Here is a 17,738-nt window from a genome sequence, read left to right on the forward strand (position 1 = left end):
GCCTCACCATGGACATGAATCAGTATCTATCCATGTTTATCGATGAGTCGAACGATCATTTGCAATCATTAAACGAAAAAATGCTGGAGCTGGAGAGCAACCCTGACGATATCAGCATCGTTCAGGTGATTTTCCGGTCGGCCCATACGCTGAAAGGCATGGCGGCGACAATGGGCTTCGAGGATTTGTCATCGCTCACGCACCAGATGGAAAACGTGCTTGACCTGGTCCGGAACGAAAAGCTGAAAATGCAGGAGTTTATTTTCGATACCCTGTTCAAGAGTCTGGATGCCTTGCAAATGATGGTGCAGGACATTACCCAAGGCGGCGAAGGGAAAGCAGACGTAAGCGAGATCGTCGCTTCGCTGCAATCGATCGTGCGCGGGGACTTCGCAGGAGGCGGAAGCTCCGCTGCGAGCAAGCCAGCAGCGACGGGGACAGCTGCTTCCGGCCCATCGGCCATCCAGCTGGATCAATATCAATTCTCCGTATTGGAGCAGTCCATTACGGAAGGACATAAAGTGATGTACATCGATGTGGCGATTCGGGAAGATTGCCAATTGAAGGCAGCACGCGCTTACCTCGTCTTCGACCTCCTGGAAAGATACGGGGAAATCGTGAAATCTTCGCCATCCGTTCAAGATATCGAGCAAGAAAAATTCGAACGCAGCTTCTCTCTTTATTACATAACGCAAAAAGAGGCTGCCGAGATCCAAAGCATGATCCTAAATCTGTCGGAAATCGATTCCGCCCAGGTTGCCCCGCTGGACCATGAGACCTTGGCGCAGCTCACTTCCGGTGTGAAGGAGACGGCCGCGACTGCGGAGGCCGCAGCCCCTGCGCCTACCCCTTCTCCAAGCAAAGAGGCACCAGCCAAACCGACTGCGTCTGCTGAGGCGAAGAATAATGCCCGCCCTGCAGGGGGATCCTCAGCTCCTTCCCGGACGATCCGGGTCGATATCGATCGCCTGGACGTACTGATGAACCTGCTGAGCGAGTTGTTGATTGACCGTGCTCGATTAGAGCAGCTAGCCGACGAAGTGAAACGCGGCGATTTGACGGAAACGGTCGAGCATATGAGTCGTGTCGGCAGCGATTTGCAGAACATCGTATTGAAACTGCGGATGGTGCCGGTCGATACCGTGTTCAACCGCTTCCCGCGGATGGTTCGCGATTTGGCAAAATCGCTCGACAAGAAGATCGACCTTCAGATCGTTGGTGCGGAAACGGAGATGGATCGCACGGTCATCGACGAGATCGGCGATCCCTTGGTGCATTTACTTCGGAATGCGGTGGACCACGGGGTGGAATCTACGGAAGAACGAATTGCTGCAGGTAAGCCGGAAACCGGAACGGTTCAGCTTCGCGCTTTCCACAGCGGCAATCACGTGTTTATCGAAATCGAAGATGACGGACACGGCATCGATCGTAGCAAGGTTCTGCAAAAGGCGCTCAAAAATGGCGTCGTGAAAGAAAGCGAAGCCGCCTCGATGACGGACGAGCAGGTGTTTATGTTGTTGTTCGCTCCGGGCTTTAGTACGGCGGAGGTCATCTCCGATATTTCCGGTCGTGGCGTTGGACTTGACGTCGTCAAATCCAAAATCGAATCCTTAAGCGGTGTCGTTTCTGTCGAATCGAAGTTAGGCTCAGGTACGAAGTTCTCGGTTCAACTCCCGCTGACCTTATCGATCATTTCGGCGATGCTGATCAAGGTTGGGACAGAAAAATATGCGATTCCGTTGTCCTCGATCGTCGAAACCGGCTTAATCCGACGCGACCAAGTTCGGGAAGTCCACGGCTATACGATGGTGGCTTATCGCGATACGCATATTCCTTTGATGTCGCTCGCCAAGTTGTTTGACATTCCAGGCTTCTCCGAGAACGACGAAGAGGAAACGGAAATCGTCGTCATTCGCAAAGGCGATCGGTTGGCTGCCTTAACGGTAGAAGATTTCATCGGTCAAAGCGAAATCGTTATTAAGAATCTCGGTAAGTACCTGCCATCGGTGCAAGGGGTTGCCGGAGCAACGATTTTGGGCGACGGCCAAGTTGCACTCATCATCGATCCGAATGCTTTCATTAAATAAGGCCAGTTTTACACTCTAAGGAGGGTTTCCACATGGGAGAGGAATTGAAAGTCATCGTATTTAAATTGGGTCATGAGGAATACGGTATCGACGTGGACAAGGTTCAAACGATTGAGCGCATGATGCCGATTACTCGCGTTCCCAAAACGTATGCGTTCGTCAAAGGGGTTATCAATTTGCGCGGCGTGGTTATTCCGGTGATCGACTTGCGCGGCCGGTTCGGACTTCCGGAGGCTGAATACAGCGATCAAACCCGGATTATTATCGTAGCGGCAAACGAGATGGAAGTGGGATTCATCGTGGATTCCGCAAATGACGTTATCGATCTGGATTCCGATCTGATCGACTCCCCACCGGATGTAGTCGGGGGCATCAAAGCCAAATATCTTCATGGGGTTGCCCGTATTTCCGAGGAACGCCTGCTCGTCATGTTGAATCTATCGGAAGTCTTAAGCCGGAAGGAAATCATTCAATTGGAAAGCTTAGAGGGCTAAACCGTGGATTTGTTCAAAGGGTTTGAAGACTTCAAAATGGACATTTTAAAGGAAGTAGGCAATATCGGAGCGGGAAACGCCGCTACCGCGCTGTCCAAGCTATTGGACAAGCCGATCGATATGGCCGTTCCCAAGGTCCAAATGCTACCGTTTGAAGCGATTGCGGATCGCGTCGGCGGTGCGGAGAACCTGGTGCTGGCGGTGTTCTTTCGCGTGGAAGGTGACGCGCCAGGCAATCTGTTCTTCATCCTAAGCCCAGAAGCGGCGAAGAAGCTGCTGCATCGTTTGGCCGGCATCACCGTGGAGAACGAAGAAACCTTCTCGGAGATGGAGTGGTCGGCGCTGTCGGAAATCGGGAATATTTTGGCCGGGTCGTATTTGTCTTCGCTGGCCGATTTCACTTCCTTGTCGATGTCGCCTACCGTTCCTGCCCTGGCCCTAGATATGGCGGGCGCAATCTTAAGTTACGGACTCCTGCAGTTTGGTGAAATGGGAGATTCCGCCCTGCTGATTGATACCACATTCATCGAAGGTCATCATGAGGTGGAGGGCCAGTTCTTCCTCATTCCTGATCCGGATTCATTCGCTAAAATCTTTGCTGCACTTGGGGTACCGATTGATCATGATCAATGAGCAATATATCGTTAAGGTAGGCATGGCCGAGTTGAATGTCATTACTCAGCAGGGACTGATACGAACAACCGGCCTAGGCTCTTGTGTAGGGCTGACTTTGTTTGACCCGCAGCTCAAGGTTGCCGGTCTTGCACATGTGATGCTGCCTTCCTCAGATATCGCCCGGGAAGGGGCGTTGAATATCGCTAAATATGCGGATACCGCAATTCCGGCGCTTTACCGGAAGTTGCTGGAGCTCGGTGCGGCGCCTGGCCGGCTCGTCGCTAAAATGGCCGGCGGTTCACAAATGTTTACCTTTGCCAGCAGCGGCGACTCGATGAGAATCGGTCCGCGAAATGTAGAATCTTGCAAGCAACAGCTGTCCGAGCTAAGCATCCCGTTGCTATCGGAAGATACGGGCGGCAATTATGGCCGAACCATCGAATTGGACAGCATGACGGGGATCTTATATGTGCGAAGTGTACAAATGGGGATAAAGGAATTGTAGCCATGCCAGGAAAATTGAGATATTACTTGTTGTCGGGCTTTATCGGATTTCTGATCACGTTTGCCGTTTCGGCGGGGAATAATTTGTTCATGACCAGCTTTATCCGGGGTCTCATTTCGTTTGCCGTCTGGTTTCTGCTTGCGTTTGCGGCAAGCTGGATGCTGGGTTTCCTGAAGGAAATGCCGGGAGATTATGCTCCGGTTCGCGAGGCAGGTTTGGTAGCCGAAGAGGGCATAGGCGGGAATCTCGACTTGTTGACACCGGATGAAAGTGAGCAGCTGGGCGATCTGTTAAAGCCTGCTCCGGCCGCTTCGGATGAGGAGATGCCATTTGCGCCACTGAATCCGCCAAAATTAGTAAAGACACCTGACGACAAAGATCCTGAAGAGCTGGTTAAGATCGTTCGTCACCTGACAGAACAATAAGGAGGGTGAAGGCAATTGAACGAGCGGAAGACATCCACTCTGAATCATGCCGACCTTTGGGAAAGTTGGAAAGAGCACGGCGATTTAGAGGCCAAGAAACAACTTATCGAGAAATATCTGTCAATTGTCGACTACGTTTCAGGACGTCTCGCTGTCGGCTTGCCCAAAAACGTATCCAAGGACGATCTCGCCAGTAACGGTGTCATGGGATTGATCGATGCGGTCGAAAAGTTTGATTACCAACGAGGACTTCAATTCGAAACCTATGCCTCTTGGCGGGTTCGGGGCGCAATTTTGGATGGCCTGCGGCAAGGGGACTGGGTTCCCCGATCCGTGAGAGAGAAAGCCAAGAAAATCGAAGAGGGATACCAGCATTTGGAACAGCAATATCTCCGCTCTGTCACTGATACCGAGATGAGTTCCTATTTAAATATCAGCGAGAAGGAATTTCAAAGCATGCTCCAAGATGTTGCCGTCATGACGCTTTGTTCCCTAGAGGATCCGATACGTGAAGAAGAATCGGAGACTCGTCTTACTTTACTCGTTGACGAAAAAGCAAAAAACCCGGATTATAAAGTCAGGGAGTTTTATCTGCGTGATTCCCTCGCGAAAGGGATCGAGAAATTGACCGAGAAAGAACGTACGGTCGTCTCCCTGTTGTATTACGAGGATTTATCCCTGAGCGAAATCGCCGAGGTCATGTCTTTATCACCCTCGCGGATTTCGCAGCTGCATTCCAAGGCGATATTGCGCCTGCGCGGCAGCTTGGAGAAGCAACGCGATCTGTTGATGCGTGAAGACTGACGGGTTATTTTTAAGCGAGTGTATGATGGAGGGAGGAACGGCTTCGTGGAGCTTCTGGATGATTTAAAGCAGATCCTGAGCGTGACGCTGAACGATGATAAGACGGTGGCCTATTTGCAGTTTTTAAAGAAGGAAGATGATTTTGCCTGTACGGCGGATGCGCTGCTTCAATTCCTGAAAAGCGAGGGCTTGAAGTTTGGAATTCAAGAGGATATCGTTAAGCGCTTTGCGGCGAATCCAAAAGAGTACTTTTTTAGCAAAACCCCGATTGCCATGGGTCAAGAACCGATTCACGGGGAGAACGGCTTTATCCGTCACGCGATTTCTCTGGATGATGACAATCAGCATCGACCGGTAGAATCCGAAGACGGTAAAGTGGATTTGAAGGATGTCACGCGGCTCAATAATATCCGTAAAGGACAACTGATCGCGGAGCTTGTGCCTCCTGTTCCGGGCCGCCCCGGCACGGCCGTGACGGGTGAACCGATCCCTTGCCGTGAAGGCAAAGAAGCCCGGTTTAAAATTGGTAAGAACGTCGTGTTGAACCCTGAACAAGTCGCGATGTATGCCGCAATTGACGGATTGGTGACGCGAACAGAGAAAGGCAAGCTGAATGTGTTCCCGGTGTATGAAATTAACGGGGACGTGGATTACAGTATCGGCAATATTGATTTCGTAGGAACGGTCGTTGTCCGCGGGAATGTGCTGACGGGTTTTCGTATCAGCGCTGCCGGGGACATTCGCGTCGTTGGCGGGGTTGAGGGGGCTGAATTGATCGCGGACGGTTCCATCGAGATTACCGGAGGCATTATCGGTTACAACAAAGGTCTGATCAAAGCGGGACATAACATTAAGAGCTCGTTCATCCAGGACGGTAACGTCCAAGCGGGTGAAGATGTGATCGTTTCACAGAGCATTATGCACTCCAATATCCGCGCTGGACGTGACGTGATCTGCAGCGGAGCTAAAGGCTTGATCGTTGGAGGAAACATACAGGCAGGCGAGAAGGTGGTCGCGCGGATCATCGGCAACCCGATGTCAACAACAACCTCGATCGAAGTAGGAGCTTTGCCGGAGCTACGGGGCGAGTTGCAGGAACTTCGCCAACAGGTGAAGGACCAGCTTGCTAATTTGGACAAGACGGAGAAGGCGCTTACTTTGCTGGATCAGCTCGCTTCTATGGGGAAATTGACCCCGGATAAGGTAGAGATGCGGTCAAAGCTTAATATGACCAAGAAATCCAATATGCAGGAATTGAACCTGATGAAGGAGCGAATGCTCTCGATTGAAAAGGCGCTCGAGGATACCGGCAAAGCTCGGGTTGACGTCCTTAAAATGATTTACGGCGGTTCAAAAATCGTCATCGGGAGATATACCAAGTATATTAAGGAGCCCATCTCGCGAATGTCCTTTTATTTTAGCGAAGGGGATATTTCCATGTCGGCTTACATCTAGTAGTGGCACTCATAGGAACGATATTCGAATTATCCATTCCCTTCGTTTTTAAATGAGGTGATCCCATGAATATGAAATCCGTGGAAATGCAAATCGCGGTCCCTCGGACCAGTGAGGCGGGACGTGTTCAGCATGATCAGCAGCATCGACCTCTTCTCGACCAAAGTCTGTTATCGGCTCAAGCCTTAAAGGACAGCGAGATAGAGCGCCGGCGAAGTGCCGGCGTGGATGAGAGCGCCCATAATACGACCGTAAGGCGGGAAGGAAATGGTTCTTTCGCGCGGGAACAGGAACACGGAGGCTCCGGGGACAAGTCGGATGAGCAAGGACAGGAGCATAAAGCGGAACACCCTTATAAGGGCCGGCATATCGACCTGTCTTTATAGAAGAGATCACATCAACGCAAAAGGTGAGGATTACATTGTCATTTGGAGAGCCTTGGTTTTACATCGTATTGCTTGGAGCGGCGGCACTTGTCTATGCCCTGCTGCTTCCGGGGCGTCAATCTGCGGCACCTAAAGCGGATATGGCCAGAGAGCTGGAAGCCACTTTGGAGCAGTACATGGCGGAAATCGAAAATGAAAACCAAGAATTGATCGATATGGTCGCACAGATGAAGCAGGATTTCGTCTCGAAGCAGTTAGCCGGGCAGGAGCAAATCGCTGAGCTTCGACGTCGTCTGGGCGATACAGAAGCTTCCGCAAAGCAAGCCGAAACGCGACTAGCTCTCCTGGAAAGTGCCATGGAGAAGTCGGCCGTCGTTACTGACTTGGTGCCAGGGGGGACAACTCACGCGTTACCCGGCATGCTGCCACAGCTTGAAGCTGTGGCTGCCGCGACGTCCGAAAGCCTGCCCGTAGTTGAGTCGCCATTGCCGGAGGAAGCGGAGCCGCCGCAAGAACAGGTTAGGGATCGGTATCCCGAGCTGTTCGAGCTATATGGCAAGGGGAAATCGATCGATATGATCGCCAAAACGATGGGTCTTCAACGCGGTGAGGTTCAGCTGATTTTGCAGTTGGCCAAGAAGGAGGAGTCCCGATGATGAAGAACCGCCAGTTTATGCTAGGATTGGGGTGCGGACTCATCGCAGGAGCTTTGCTTCTCCAATTGATGTTGATTGGGCAAGGCAACAACAAAGAACTCTATACGAGAGAGCAGATTGAACGCGCTGCGGTGCTAGCGGGTTTAAAGGTCGTGGAAGTGGATCAAGAGCTCTTAACGGAAGAGGAATGGCAGGAGCGATCCGGTCAAGCATCGGATATGTCTGAGAACGGGACCGGGAGTTCTCCGGTTACGCCGGTCGATCCAACGAAGCCTAATTCGCCAACGGCTCCCAATACTCCAAACGATCCTGGAGCCAGCGATGGACAAGCCTTGTCCGGCGCTAAGACTGGAGAAACGAACCAACCCGTGGACCCGGAATCGCCTCAGCCGGCGACGGTGGAATACAAGATCGTCGGAGGCACGACGTTGGAAGGCGTAGCGCAAGGTTTGGAGCAGGCTGGGGTCATCGCGGACAAGAGCGCGTTTTTGAAGACGGCCGTATCCAAGAAGATCAACTATAAGGTTCGTGCGGGTACGTATCGTTTTCAAGTAGGCGAGGACTTCGATTCCATCATTTCAAAGATCTCCCCGAAGGCTTCCGGGAGCTAAGGAATAATATATAGAGAGGCACCTAGCGTGCCTTTTTCTTTTGCCGTCAATTTACGCCAAACTTCGGTTGCATCCCCTTTTTACTTATGGTATAGTAATTGACGGTGTTATAACGCACGCGGGATGATTTCGCCAAGGGTGCTCGCTCTAACGAGGGAGTCTTGGCGGGAAATGAAACCTGCGGAGGAAGCATCAAAAAAACCAAACTTAGGAGGTGCGTGAAGATGGCAGTAATCTCCATGAAACAACTGCTTGAAGCAGGCGTTCACTTCGGTCACCAGACTCGTCGCTGGAACCCGAAAATGGATCGTTATATCTTCACTGAAAGAAACGGTATTTATATCATTGACCTGCAAAAGACGGTCAAGAAAGTGGAAGAAGCTTATAACTTCGTTAAGAGCGTAGCAGAAGAGAATGGTACGATTCTGTTCGTAGGCACGAAGAAACAAGCTCAAGACTCCGTGAAAGAAGAAGCAGAACGCGCGGGTCAATTCTACATCAACCAACGTTGGTTGGGCGGTACGCTGACCAACTTCCAAACGATTCAAAAACGGATCGACCGTTTGAAGAAGCTGGAAGCTTGGGAAGAAGACGGAACGTTCACCGTATTGCCGAAGAAAGAGGTTATCATTCTTCGCAAAGAGAAAGATCGTCTTGAGAAGTTCCTTGGCGGGATTAAGAACATGAAGGGCTTGCCTAGCGCTCTGTTCGTTATCGATCCTCGCAAAGAACGCATCGCGGTTGCCGAAGCTCGCAAATTGGGTATCCCAATTGTAGGTATCGTCGACACGAACTGCGATCCGGACGAAATCGACTATGTCATCCCAGGTAACGACGACGCGATTCGCGCGGTTAAACTGTTGACTGGTAAGATGGCTGATGCTGTGATCGAAGCTCATCAAGGCGAGCAAACGACGGCTTAATTGCAATAGCTTAGGCTAAATCGATAAATTAAATGAAAAGGGTGGTTGGTAGGTGTCAAACCTCTCACTACCCTTTTTTTAAAGTGAAGAAGACGGTATAAAATCGGCTGGCCCATAAGATGTTATTACATATGCGGATGGTTTTATATCTTTAGTTTGAAGGGGAAAACCCCTATATATCGATATGGAGGGAATTAAACATGGCTGTTGATGCAAAATCGGTTAAAGAACTACGTGAAAAAACCGGCGCGGGGATGCTGGATTGTAAAAAGGCGCTGGAAGAATCAAACGGCGATATGACGAAAGCAATTGAATTTTTGCGTGAAAAAGGACTTGCTGCCGCTGCTAATAAAGCGGGCCGTATCGCAACGGAAGGCGTAGTTGAATCTTATATCCACGCAGGGGGCCGCATCGGCGTTCTCGTTGAGATCAACAGTGAAACGGACTTCGTAGCCAAGAACGAACAATTTAAGGAGTTTGCTCGCGACGTTGCGATGCATATCGCGGCTATGAGCCCACGTTACGTACGTCGGGAAGAGGTTCCTCAAGAGGAAATCGAGAAAGAAAAGGAAATCTTGAAAGCTCAAGCCTTGAATGAAGGCAAGCCGGAGAAGATCGTCGAAAAAATGGTAGAAGGCCGTATCGGCAAGTACTACGAAGAGTTCTGTTTGTTGGAACAACCTTTCGTTAAAGACCCGGACAAAACGATCGCTCAGCTGTTGAATGAAAAAATCAGCACGATCGGTGAAAATATCACCATCCGTCGTTTTGCTCGTTATGAACTCGGCGAAGGCTTGGAGAAAAAGGTGGACAACTTCGTAGAAGAAGTTATGTCCCAAGTGAACAGATAAGCAAACCATCTCACATACATGTGAAGGAAAGTTGGAACACGCCGTGTTCCTTCTTTTTTAACCCGCGAATGAGTTCAATGTGGAGGTATACATTTGGAACAGCCAGTGTTTAAACGAGTTGTCTTAAAGGTCAGCGGAGAGTCGTTATCCGGTCAAAACGGTTACGGTATCGACGCCGAGACGATCGCATCCATCGCCGAGCAGGTGAAGGAAGTGGTAGAGCTGGGCGTGCAGGTGGCCATCGTTTGTGGCGGCGGCAACATTTGGCGCGGGATTGCCGGCAGTGCCAAAGGCATTGATCGTGCTACCGCGGACTATATGGGGATGCTTGCCACGGTGATGAACTCCCTGGCTTTGCAGGATGCGCTCGAGCAAATCGAGGTGCCGACCCGAGTGCAAACTTCGATCGCGATGCAGCAAATCGCCGAACCGTACATCCGTCGCCGGGCGATTCGCCATTTGGAGAAAGGTCGGGTCGTGATTTTTGCGGCCGGCACGGGCAATCCGTTCTTTTCCACCGATACAACGGCAGCTCTTCGCGCCGCTGAAATCGAAGCGGAAGTTATCTTGATGGCGAAGAATAAAGTCGATGGCGTCTATTCCGCCGATCCGTTTGTTGATCCAAACGCGGTGAAGTATGAATCCCTCACTTATTTGGAAGTACTGAATAAAAACCTGGGTGTCATGGACTCGACAGCTTCCTCGCTGTGTATGGACAATGATATCCCGTTGATTGTTTTTGCCATTACGGAACAAGGAAACATTAAGCGCGTCGTTCTCGGTGAGAAAATCGGGACGATCGTCAAAGGGAGTGTAGATTAATGCCGCAAACGATTAAGAAACATGCCGAAGACCGTATGGACAAAGCGATCCAGGCCTTGAAGAGAGACCTGGCGACGCTGCGTGCCGGAAGAGCTACGCCTTCGCTGCTTGATCGGGTTCAGGTTGATTACTATGGTTCGCCGACACCGATCAACCAATTGGCTAATATTAACACGCCGGATTCTCGGACGTTGATGATCCAACCTTGGGACAAATCGTCGCTATCGGAGATCGAGCGGGCGATTCAGAAATCCGATCTCGGTTTAACCCCGGCGAACGATGGTACGATGATTCGCTTGTCGATCCCAGCCTTGACCGAAGAACGTCGGGTAGAACTCGTGAAGATGACGAAGAAATTCGGTGAAGAAGCGAAGGTTGCCATCCGCAACATCCGCCGCGACGCGAACGATGACATCAAGAAGCTGGAGAAAACCGATATTTCCGAGGATGAATCGCGCCGACATCAAGAAGATATTCAGAAAACGACGGATAAGTTTATCGCGGAAGTGGATAAGGTCCTCGCTGCGAAAGAAAAAGAGATCATGGAAGTTTAAGAGACAAAAAGCGGCCCCTCCTATTACGGTGGGGTTTTGTCTCTTTTTCATCATCGGCTGGAGGAAAAGGAATGATCAAGTTATTTCAACCCTGGCGGAAAAAGAAGAATCCTGGGGCATCCGTCAGCCTGTCCCCGGACAATATCCCGAAACACGTCGCGATTATTATGGACGGTAACGGAAGATGGGCACGCAGGCTGGGTTTGCCGCGAATTGTCGGTCATCGATCGGGGATGAAAGCCGTCAAGCGGGCCACGATTGCGGCGGACGAACTTGGCATTTCCATTTTGACCCTGTATGCTTTCTCGACGGAAAACTGGAAACGGCCGAAGGATGAAGTGGATTATCTGATGTCGCTCCCGCAGGAGTTTCTGGCGATCGAACTGGAAGAGTTGATCGAAAAAAATGTCCAGGTTCGCATGATGGGACATACGGATGAACTGCCCAAGCACACGATTGCCGCCATGGAGGAAGCGATTGAGCGGACGAAACAGAATACCGGCTTGATCTTAAATTTTGCTTTGAATTATGGCAGCCGCCGCGAGATAACGGAAAGTGTAAAGGATATAGCCCGGGCTGTTCAATCTGGTGAGCTGTCGGTGGAGGATATAACGACGGACACGATTGAATCCAGGTTGCTTTCAGCTGGCTTGCCTGAACCCGACTTGCTGATTCGCACGAGCGGAGAACTGCGATTAAGTAATTTCATGCTCTGGCAAACGGCCTATAGCGAGTTATGGTTTACGGATATCTTGTGGCCGGATTTTGGCAAGGATCATTTGGTTGAAGCGGTAGCAGAGTATCAGCGCCGCACGCGGCGATACGGCGGATTAACCTAGCGATGGAAGGTGTAGACTGGTGAAACAGCGGTTGATTACGGGCATCATCGCCGGCGGCTTTTTCCTCGGAATGTGCTGGTTGGGCGGAACCCTCTATCATGTACTTATTTTGCTTATGGCTCTAATCGGATATTACGAATTTGTGCGAATGACCCGCATCCCGGCGTTCCAAGGTCCCGCTATCCTAGGTTACTTAGGCGTAATCTATCTTGCGTTTCCGTGGCGGCTGTTCGACATCGCTAGACCGCTCGGCGACTCCGCGGTGTTGTGGTTATTTATGCTACTCTTCTTGGCCGTTACGGTCATTAGCAAAAATGAGATGCCGATCGGTCAGGTTGCTCTGCTGTATTTAGGCATGGTTTACGTCGGCATCGGATTTGCGGCGATTGCGGAAACGCGTAATACCGCTGACGGTCACGGCTTGTTCTGGACGTTTCTGATGCTGGCGGCGATATGGAGCAGTGATGCGGGAGCTTATTTTACCGGTCGGCGCTTCGGTAAGCATAAGCTGTGGCCCGCAATCAGCCCGAACAAAACCGTGGAGGGGGCGCTGGGCGGCGTCTTGCTGGCCGTCATTGTTGCTGTGATCTTCGCGTTTGCTTCCGGTGGATTGCTAACGGTCGGACGAGCCGTGCTACTCGGGATATCCGCTGCAGTGGTCGGTCAATTTGGCGATCTGATTCAGTCGGCTTACAAACGCGTCTATGGAATTAAGGATTCGGGTAAGCTGCTGCCCGGCCATGGCGGGATTCTGGACCGGTGCGACAGTTGGATTGCGGTGTTCCCGTTCATACATATCCTAACCCTCCTCCCTTAACAAGGTAGATTTAAAATCGGCTTCCCATCATGAGGTGGATTCGGTGATGCAGACTCGGCGTCGAATCTTGTACTCAGCCGGGCCTTCCGCTGCTCACGTAGCTTCCAGCTACGCTGCGCTGCTCAGTCCCTAGCTTCATTCAACCTTCTCGGTGCTGAAAACCCGATTTTAAATCTTTATTGAAAAGGTAGATTTAAAATCGGCTTCCCATCACGAGGTGGATTCGATGAGGCGGATTCGGCGTCGAATCTTGTACTCAGCCGGGCCTTCCGCTGCTCACGTAGCTTCCAGCTACGCTGCGCTGCTCAGTCCCTAGCTTCATTCAACCTTCTCGGTGCTGAAAACCCGATTTTAAATCTTTATTGAAAAGGTAGATTTAAAATCGGCTTCCCATCACGAGGTGGATTCGGTGATGCGGATTCGGCGTCGAATCTTGTACTCAGCCGGGCCTTCCGCGGCTCAGATTCTCTTTTGCAGGTCTAACGGACTCCAGAGACCTTATTGGTGTGGCAAAGAAGGGTTTTGGAAGCTAACGGACCTGAGAGACCTTATTAGGGCCAAAGGCATCTAGTTGGCTGACTATTACTCTGAATAACGACTCTGGAGTCCGTTACAGCGGGAAATAGTCGGGAAATAGATCAATAACGGCGATACAGTCCGTTAGCAGGTTTATGGATATATTTAGATCTCTTTGAATCTCTGTGAACACGAGGTGCAACATGAAGAAAATAGCGTTGATCGGATCGACGGGTTCCATAGGTACGCAAACGCTGGATGTGATCCGGGCTTATCCCGAGGAATTCCGGCTGGAAGGTTTGGCAGCCGGCACCAACATCGAGTTGTTTGCTCGGCAGGTCCATGAGTTTCGGCCCCGCAAAGCATCTGTGGCCACCAAGGAATTGGCTGATCGGATCCGTCCGCAGCTCCCAGAGGGTGTCGAGCTACACTATGGCGATCAGGGGCTGATTGAAGTTGCGGCGGGAACCGATGCCGATACGGTGGTGACGGCCATTGTCGGCAGCGCGGGGTTGCCTGCAACGTTGGCGGCCATCGAGGAAGGCAAGCATATTGCGTTGGCGAACAAGGAAACGCTGGTAACGGCCGGGCACTTGGTAACGGAACTGGCCCGGCGCAAAGGCGTCGCATTGCTACCTGTCGATAGCGAGCATTCCGCCATTTTTCAGTGTTTGAACGGCGAACACCCTGAAGAAGTAAGGCAAATAACGTTGACTGCTTCCGGCGGTTCGTTCCGCGATCTGACGCGAGAGCAACTGCGGGACGTCACAGTAGAGGACGCCTTAAAACATCCCAACTGGGCAATGGGTGCCAAAATCACTATCGATTCTGCCACGATGGTCAACAAAGGATTGGAAGTGATCGAAGCCCATTGGCTGTTCGGTCTTCCTTTTGAGCAAATCGGGGTTCTGTTGCACCCGGAAAGCATCATCCACTCCTTCGTTGAGTATCGTGACGGCAGCGTGATCGCCCAGCTCGGAACGCCCGATATGCGCGTACCGATCCAATATGCGTTGACCTATCCGCATCGCTGGACTTCCGCAGCGAAACGGTTGTCGCTGGCCGAGATCGGGAAGTTGCATTTTCGCGAGATGGACTTTGACCGGTTCCCTTGTTTAAGACTAGCCTTCGAGTGTGGTAAAATAGGAGGTACGGCAACCAGCGTTTATAATGCCGCGAATGAAGCGGCGGTCGCCCGATTTTTGAAGGGAGAAATTCCTTTCTTGCAGATCGAGACCATTATTGAAACGGCCTTAGCCAAACATGAAGTGCAGGCCCGCCCGGATCTGGAGGCGATTCGCGAGGCCGATCGCTGGGCACGAGCCTTGGCCGAGACGCTGTAAATCGGAAGAGCCAAGCTTGCTTCGTTGCATCGCTCCGTGATCAATAGCGTCAGCTAATCAGCGCGTAGTTTCACTTCGTGATCAAATGCTGAGGGTGGCGGTATTCTCTTGTGCCTGATCGGAGAATATATTAATCTAAAGTAACGTTGGACGATCCGTGGCCAGAAGGGGGATGCTTACGCTTGGAATTGCTGAAAATCATATTTTTAACGGTGCTCATGTTTTTCGTCATCGTTACGGTGCATGAATGGGGACATTACTTCTTTGCGAAGCGTGCCGGAATTTTGGTACGGGAATTTGCCATCGGGTTTGGCCCCAAGCTACTGTCTTTCAAACGGGACGAGACCCAGTTCACTTTGCGTTTGCTACCTTTCGGCGGATATGCACGCATGGCGGGCGAGGATCCGGAGTTGATCCAGATTTCGGACGGACAAACCATCGCTTTGCGACTAGAGAACGATCAGGTCCGGAAGATTTATCTGGACCGATTGGATAGCCGGAAGAACGTGATCCGGGGCGAGGTACAGCATATCGACCTCGAAGACGATCTTGCGGTACGCTTGGACGTGGATGGCGAAACGTTAACCTACGAAGTGCATCCGCAGGCTATGATGGTGACGAAAGGCAAAGAGACGCAAATCGCGCCACGAGACCGGCAGTATGGAAGCAAAACCGTGGGACAGCGTGCCTTATCGATTTTTGCGGGTCCGCTGATGAACTTTATCCTGGCGTTCGTATTGTTTGCCCTGCATATTCAAATGGCGGGAATCCCGCTCGATCAACCCAGCCACCTGCAAATCGGCGAGGTGATGAAAGGGATGCCGGCCGAGGAAGTAGGGCTCCAAACCGGCGATATCGTCGAAACGATCAACGGAACTCCGGTGGGAACCGATGCGAATAAAATGATCGAAATGATTCAAGCTTCGAAAAACAAACCGATGACATGGGCGATCAAACGTGGCGAAGAAACGTTGAATCTGACGATCACCCCGAAAGGGGCAGAGAACGAAGACGGCAAAATCGGGAGTACGATTGTCACCGTGTTCCCGACGCGCAGCGCTTCCTTTGGCGAGACGTTCCAAGTCGCTGGAGAGGATATGGTCAACACGACCAAGGCGATTTTCCTCGGCTTCCAGCAGTTGATCAATCGCTTCAACATGGACGATTTGGGAGGCCCGGTTCGGACGTTTGAGGTTACCGGCCAAATCGCGAAGCAAGGGATCGTGCAATTGACGTATTGGGCAGCGATTTTGAGCCTTTATCTGGGGATTTTCAACCTGTTGCCGATTCCGGCGCTGGACGGAAGCCGACTTATATTCTTGGGGGTTGAGGCCCTGCGCGGCAAACCGATTGATCCAAACCGCGAAGGCATGGTGCATTTCATCGGTTTTGCGATGCTGTTCCTGCTGATGATCGCGGTCACGTATAATGATATTTTGCGTTTGATTCATGGCTGATCCTGGTAGGAGTGGCTTTGATCGACGCGTTGGAACATTAAACTTGTGGTTTTAACGGGAGGACAAAGGTTCTTATGGCAAACGAGGAGAAACAATTCGTCACGGAGATCACCCCGCAGGGAGTGGATTTTTCCCGCTGGTACATCGACGTCATCAAAAAAGCGGATCTCATGGATTACTCGCCGGTCCGCGGCTGTATCGTATTTAAGCCGGACGGCTACGAGATCTGGGAGCATATTCAGGCCGAGTTGGACCGCCGCTTTAAGGAAACGGGCCACCGTAACGCCTATTTCCCGCTGTTTATTCCGGAAAGCTTCTTCCAGAAGGAGAAAGAACATGTCGAGGGTTTTAACCCGGAACTGCCTTGGGTAACGGAAGCTGCCGGCGAGAAGCTGGAGGAGCGCCTGGCGATCCGTCCGACGTCGGAGACGATGATTGGGCATATGTACGAAAAATGGATCCAGTCCTATCGTGATCTGCCGGTGCTGATCAACCAGTGGGCAAACGTGGTCCGTTGGGAGAAACGTACGCTGCCATTCCTTCGCACGAGCGAATTCCTATGGCAGGAAGGCCATACCGCGCATGAAAATGAGCAGGAAGCGCGCGAAGAAACGATGCGGATGCTGGAAACTTACCGCGATTTCGTGGAAAACTACTTGGCGATTCCGGTCATCGTTGGCCAAAAAACACCATCCGAGAAATTTGCCGGAGCCGTCGATACCTACTCCATCGAAGCGATGATGAAGGATGGACGTGCCGTCCAAGCAGGGACTTCCCACTATCTCGGAACCAACTTTGCTACGGCGTTTGATATTCAATATTTGAACCGCGAAAACGTTCGCGAATATGTTCACACGACCTCTTGGGGCGTCAGCACCCGGTTGATCGGTTCACTGATCATGGTGCACGGGGATGACCGCGGATTGGCACTGCCGCCGAAGGTTGCACCGAAGCAAGTCATGATCATTCCGATCGGCCCGCCAAAAACATGGGAAGCGGTCGTAGGTCGTGCGGACGAACTGTTCGCCGAGCTGAAGAAAGCCGGTATTCGCGTCGGCATCGATGATCGTTCCGATTTCCGCCCAGGCTGGAAGTTTAACGAATACGAGATGCGCGGCGTTCCGGTTCGTCTGGAGATCGGGCCTCGGGATATGGAGAACGGCGTTTGCGTACTCGTCTCTCGTATCAGTGGCGAGAAGAAGGTCATCCAGCAGGACCGTTTGGTCGAAGAGGTTCAGGCTATGTTGGAACAAGTTCATCAGGAAATGTACGAACGGGCCAAAGCGTTCCGTGAAGAGCATTTCTACAGCGTCGACACGCTGGATGAAATGAAGGCGAGCATTGAAGAGAAACGCGGCTTTACTTTAGCCGGTTGGTGCGGTTCGGAGGCTTGCGAACGCCAGGTAAAAGAAGAGACGGGAGCGACTAGCCGCAATATCCCGTTCCATCCACAAACGGTTAAAGGCACTTGTCTCGTTTGCGGGGAAGAAGCGAAACATACCGTCGTTTTTGCCAGAGCCTATTAAGAAGAACTATCGCGTTATTGTCCCGCTAGAGTTCCGGGGAACTAGGGATGCG

Annotated in this window: 19 protein-coding genes; all 19 read left to right on the forward strand. The window is 51.5% G+C overall.

What is annotated here, in order from left to right; all coding sequences use genetic code 11:
• Window positions 1-8 precede the first annotated feature (8 nt).
• The 19 genes from MKZ15_RS10105 to proS all read left to right on the forward strand — a co-directional run bounded on the left by MKZ15_RS10105 (window position 9) and on the right by proS (window position 17,686).
• Window positions 9-2,087: a chemotaxis protein CheA gene (locus MKZ15_RS10105; protein WP_213621725.1), complete on the forward strand. Its 2,079-nt coding sequence runs from the start codon at window positions 9-11 to the stop codon at window positions 2,085-2,087.
• 32 nt (window positions 2,088-2,119) lie between these two features.
• The gene (locus MKZ15_RS10110; RefSeq protein ID WP_155608034.1) at window positions 2,120-2,581 is read left to right on the forward strand and encodes a chemotaxis protein CheW; all 462 of its coding nucleotides are present in this window, start codon (window positions 2,120-2,122) and stop codon (window positions 2,579-2,581) included.
• 3 nt (window positions 2,582-2,584) lie between these two features.
• Entirely contained in the window at window positions 2,585-3,214 is a 630-nt protein-coding gene (locus MKZ15_RS10115) for a chemotaxis protein CheC (RefSeq protein WP_193415226.1), read from the forward strand.
• Window positions 3,204-3,701 (forward strand): chemotaxis protein CheD, encoded by a 498-nt coding sequence (locus tag MKZ15_RS10120; RefSeq protein ID WP_155608033.1) that lies wholly within the window; start codon window positions 3,204-3,206, stop codon window positions 3,699-3,701. The genes MKZ15_RS10115 and MKZ15_RS10120 overlap by 11 nt, the downstream gene beginning before the upstream one ends.
• A gap of 2 nt (window positions 3,702-3,703) precedes the next feature.
• The gene (locus tag MKZ15_RS10125) at window positions 3,704-4,126 is read left to right on the forward strand and encodes a hypothetical protein (RefSeq protein WP_155608032.1); all 423 of its coding nucleotides are present in this window, start codon (window positions 3,704-3,706) and stop codon (window positions 4,124-4,126) included.
• 15 nt (window positions 4,127-4,141) lie between these two features.
• Complete coding sequence (locus MKZ15_RS10130; protein WP_339821706.1) at window positions 4,142-4,930, forward strand: FliA/WhiG family RNA polymerase sigma factor; 789 nt, start codon at window positions 4,142-4,144, stop codon at window positions 4,928-4,930.
• A gap of 45 nt (window positions 4,931-4,975) precedes the next feature.
• Window positions 4,976-6,385 carry a FapA family protein gene (locus MKZ15_RS10135; RefSeq protein WP_193415227.1) on the forward strand — a complete coding sequence of 470 codons (1,410 nt, stop codon included), beginning with the start codon at window positions 4,976-4,978 and terminating at the stop codon, window positions 6,383-6,385.
• Window positions 6,386-6,450: 65 nt separating this feature from the next.
• Complete coding sequence (locus MKZ15_RS10140; protein ID WP_155608030.1) at window positions 6,451-6,771, forward strand: hypothetical protein; 321 nt, start codon at window positions 6,451-6,453, stop codon at window positions 6,769-6,771.
• A gap of 35 nt (window positions 6,772-6,806) precedes the next feature.
• Window positions 6,807-7,427 carry a hypothetical protein gene (locus MKZ15_RS10145; protein ID WP_339821709.1) on the forward strand — a complete coding sequence of 207 codons (621 nt, stop codon included), beginning with the start codon at window positions 6,807-6,809 and terminating at the stop codon, window positions 7,425-7,427.
• Window positions 7,424-8,038: a hypothetical protein gene (locus MKZ15_RS10150; protein ID WP_339821712.1), complete on the forward strand. Its 615-nt coding sequence runs from the start codon at window positions 7,424-7,426 to the stop codon at window positions 8,036-8,038. The genes MKZ15_RS10145 and MKZ15_RS10150 overlap by 4 nt, the downstream gene beginning before the upstream one ends.
• A 224-nt stretch (window positions 8,039-8,262) precedes the next feature.
• A complete protein-coding gene (rpsB, locus tag MKZ15_RS10155; RefSeq protein WP_155608027.1) occupies window positions 8,263-8,961 on the forward strand; it encodes a 30S ribosomal protein S2 in 699 nt (232 codons plus the stop codon).
• 200 nt (window positions 8,962-9,161) lie between these two features.
• Window positions 9,162-9,812: a translation elongation factor Ts gene (gene tsf, locus MKZ15_RS10160; protein ID WP_339821715.1), complete on the forward strand. Its 651-nt coding sequence runs from the start codon at window positions 9,162-9,164 to the stop codon at window positions 9,810-9,812.
• A gap of 93 nt (window positions 9,813-9,905) precedes the next feature.
• On the forward strand, window positions 9,906-10,634 hold the full coding sequence (gene pyrH / locus MKZ15_RS10165; protein ID WP_155608025.1) for a UMP kinase: 729 nt from the start codon (window positions 9,906-9,908) through the stop codon (window positions 10,632-10,634).
• The gene (gene frr, locus MKZ15_RS10170; RefSeq protein WP_155608024.1) at window positions 10,634-11,188 is read left to right on the forward strand and encodes a ribosome recycling factor; all 555 of its coding nucleotides are present in this window, start codon (window positions 10,634-10,636) and stop codon (window positions 11,186-11,188) included. Before pyrH ends, frr begins: the two co-directional genes overlap by 1 nt.
• Before the next feature lie 71 nt (window positions 11,189-11,259).
• Window positions 11,260-12,027: an isoprenyl transferase gene (locus MKZ15_RS10175; RefSeq protein ID WP_155608023.1), complete on the forward strand. Its 768-nt coding sequence runs from the start codon at window positions 11,260-11,262 to the stop codon at window positions 12,025-12,027.
• Window positions 12,028-12,046: 19 nt separating this feature from the next.
• The gene (locus MKZ15_RS10180; RefSeq protein ID WP_193415231.1) at window positions 12,047-12,844 is read left to right on the forward strand and encodes a phosphatidate cytidylyltransferase; all 798 of its coding nucleotides are present in this window, start codon (window positions 12,047-12,049) and stop codon (window positions 12,842-12,844) included.
• 719 nt (window positions 12,845-13,563) lie between these two features.
• Window positions 13,564-14,703, forward strand: a complete 1,140-nt coding sequence (locus tag MKZ15_RS10185; RefSeq protein ID WP_155608021.1) for a 1-deoxy-D-xylulose-5-phosphate reductoisomerase — start codon at window positions 13,564-13,566, stop codon at window positions 14,701-14,703.
• A 182-nt stretch (window positions 14,704-14,885) separates the two neighbouring features.
• Window positions 14,886-16,160: an RIP metalloprotease RseP gene (gene rseP, locus MKZ15_RS10190; RefSeq protein WP_155608020.1), complete on the forward strand. Its 1,275-nt coding sequence runs from the start codon at window positions 14,886-14,888 to the stop codon at window positions 16,158-16,160.
• Between the two features lie 74 nt (window positions 16,161-16,234).
• A complete protein-coding gene (gene proS / locus MKZ15_RS10195) occupies window positions 16,235-17,686 on the forward strand; it encodes a proline--tRNA ligase (RefSeq protein WP_155608019.1) in 1,452 nt (483 codons plus the stop codon).
• The last annotated feature ends 52 nt before the right edge of the window (window positions 17,687-17,738 follow it).

This window comes from Paenibacillus sp. FSL R7-0216 (assembly GCF_037969915.1).
In the GTDB taxonomy this organism is placed as follows: Bacteria; Bacillota; Bacilli; order Paenibacillales; family Paenibacillaceae; genus Fontibacillus; species Fontibacillus rhizolycopersici.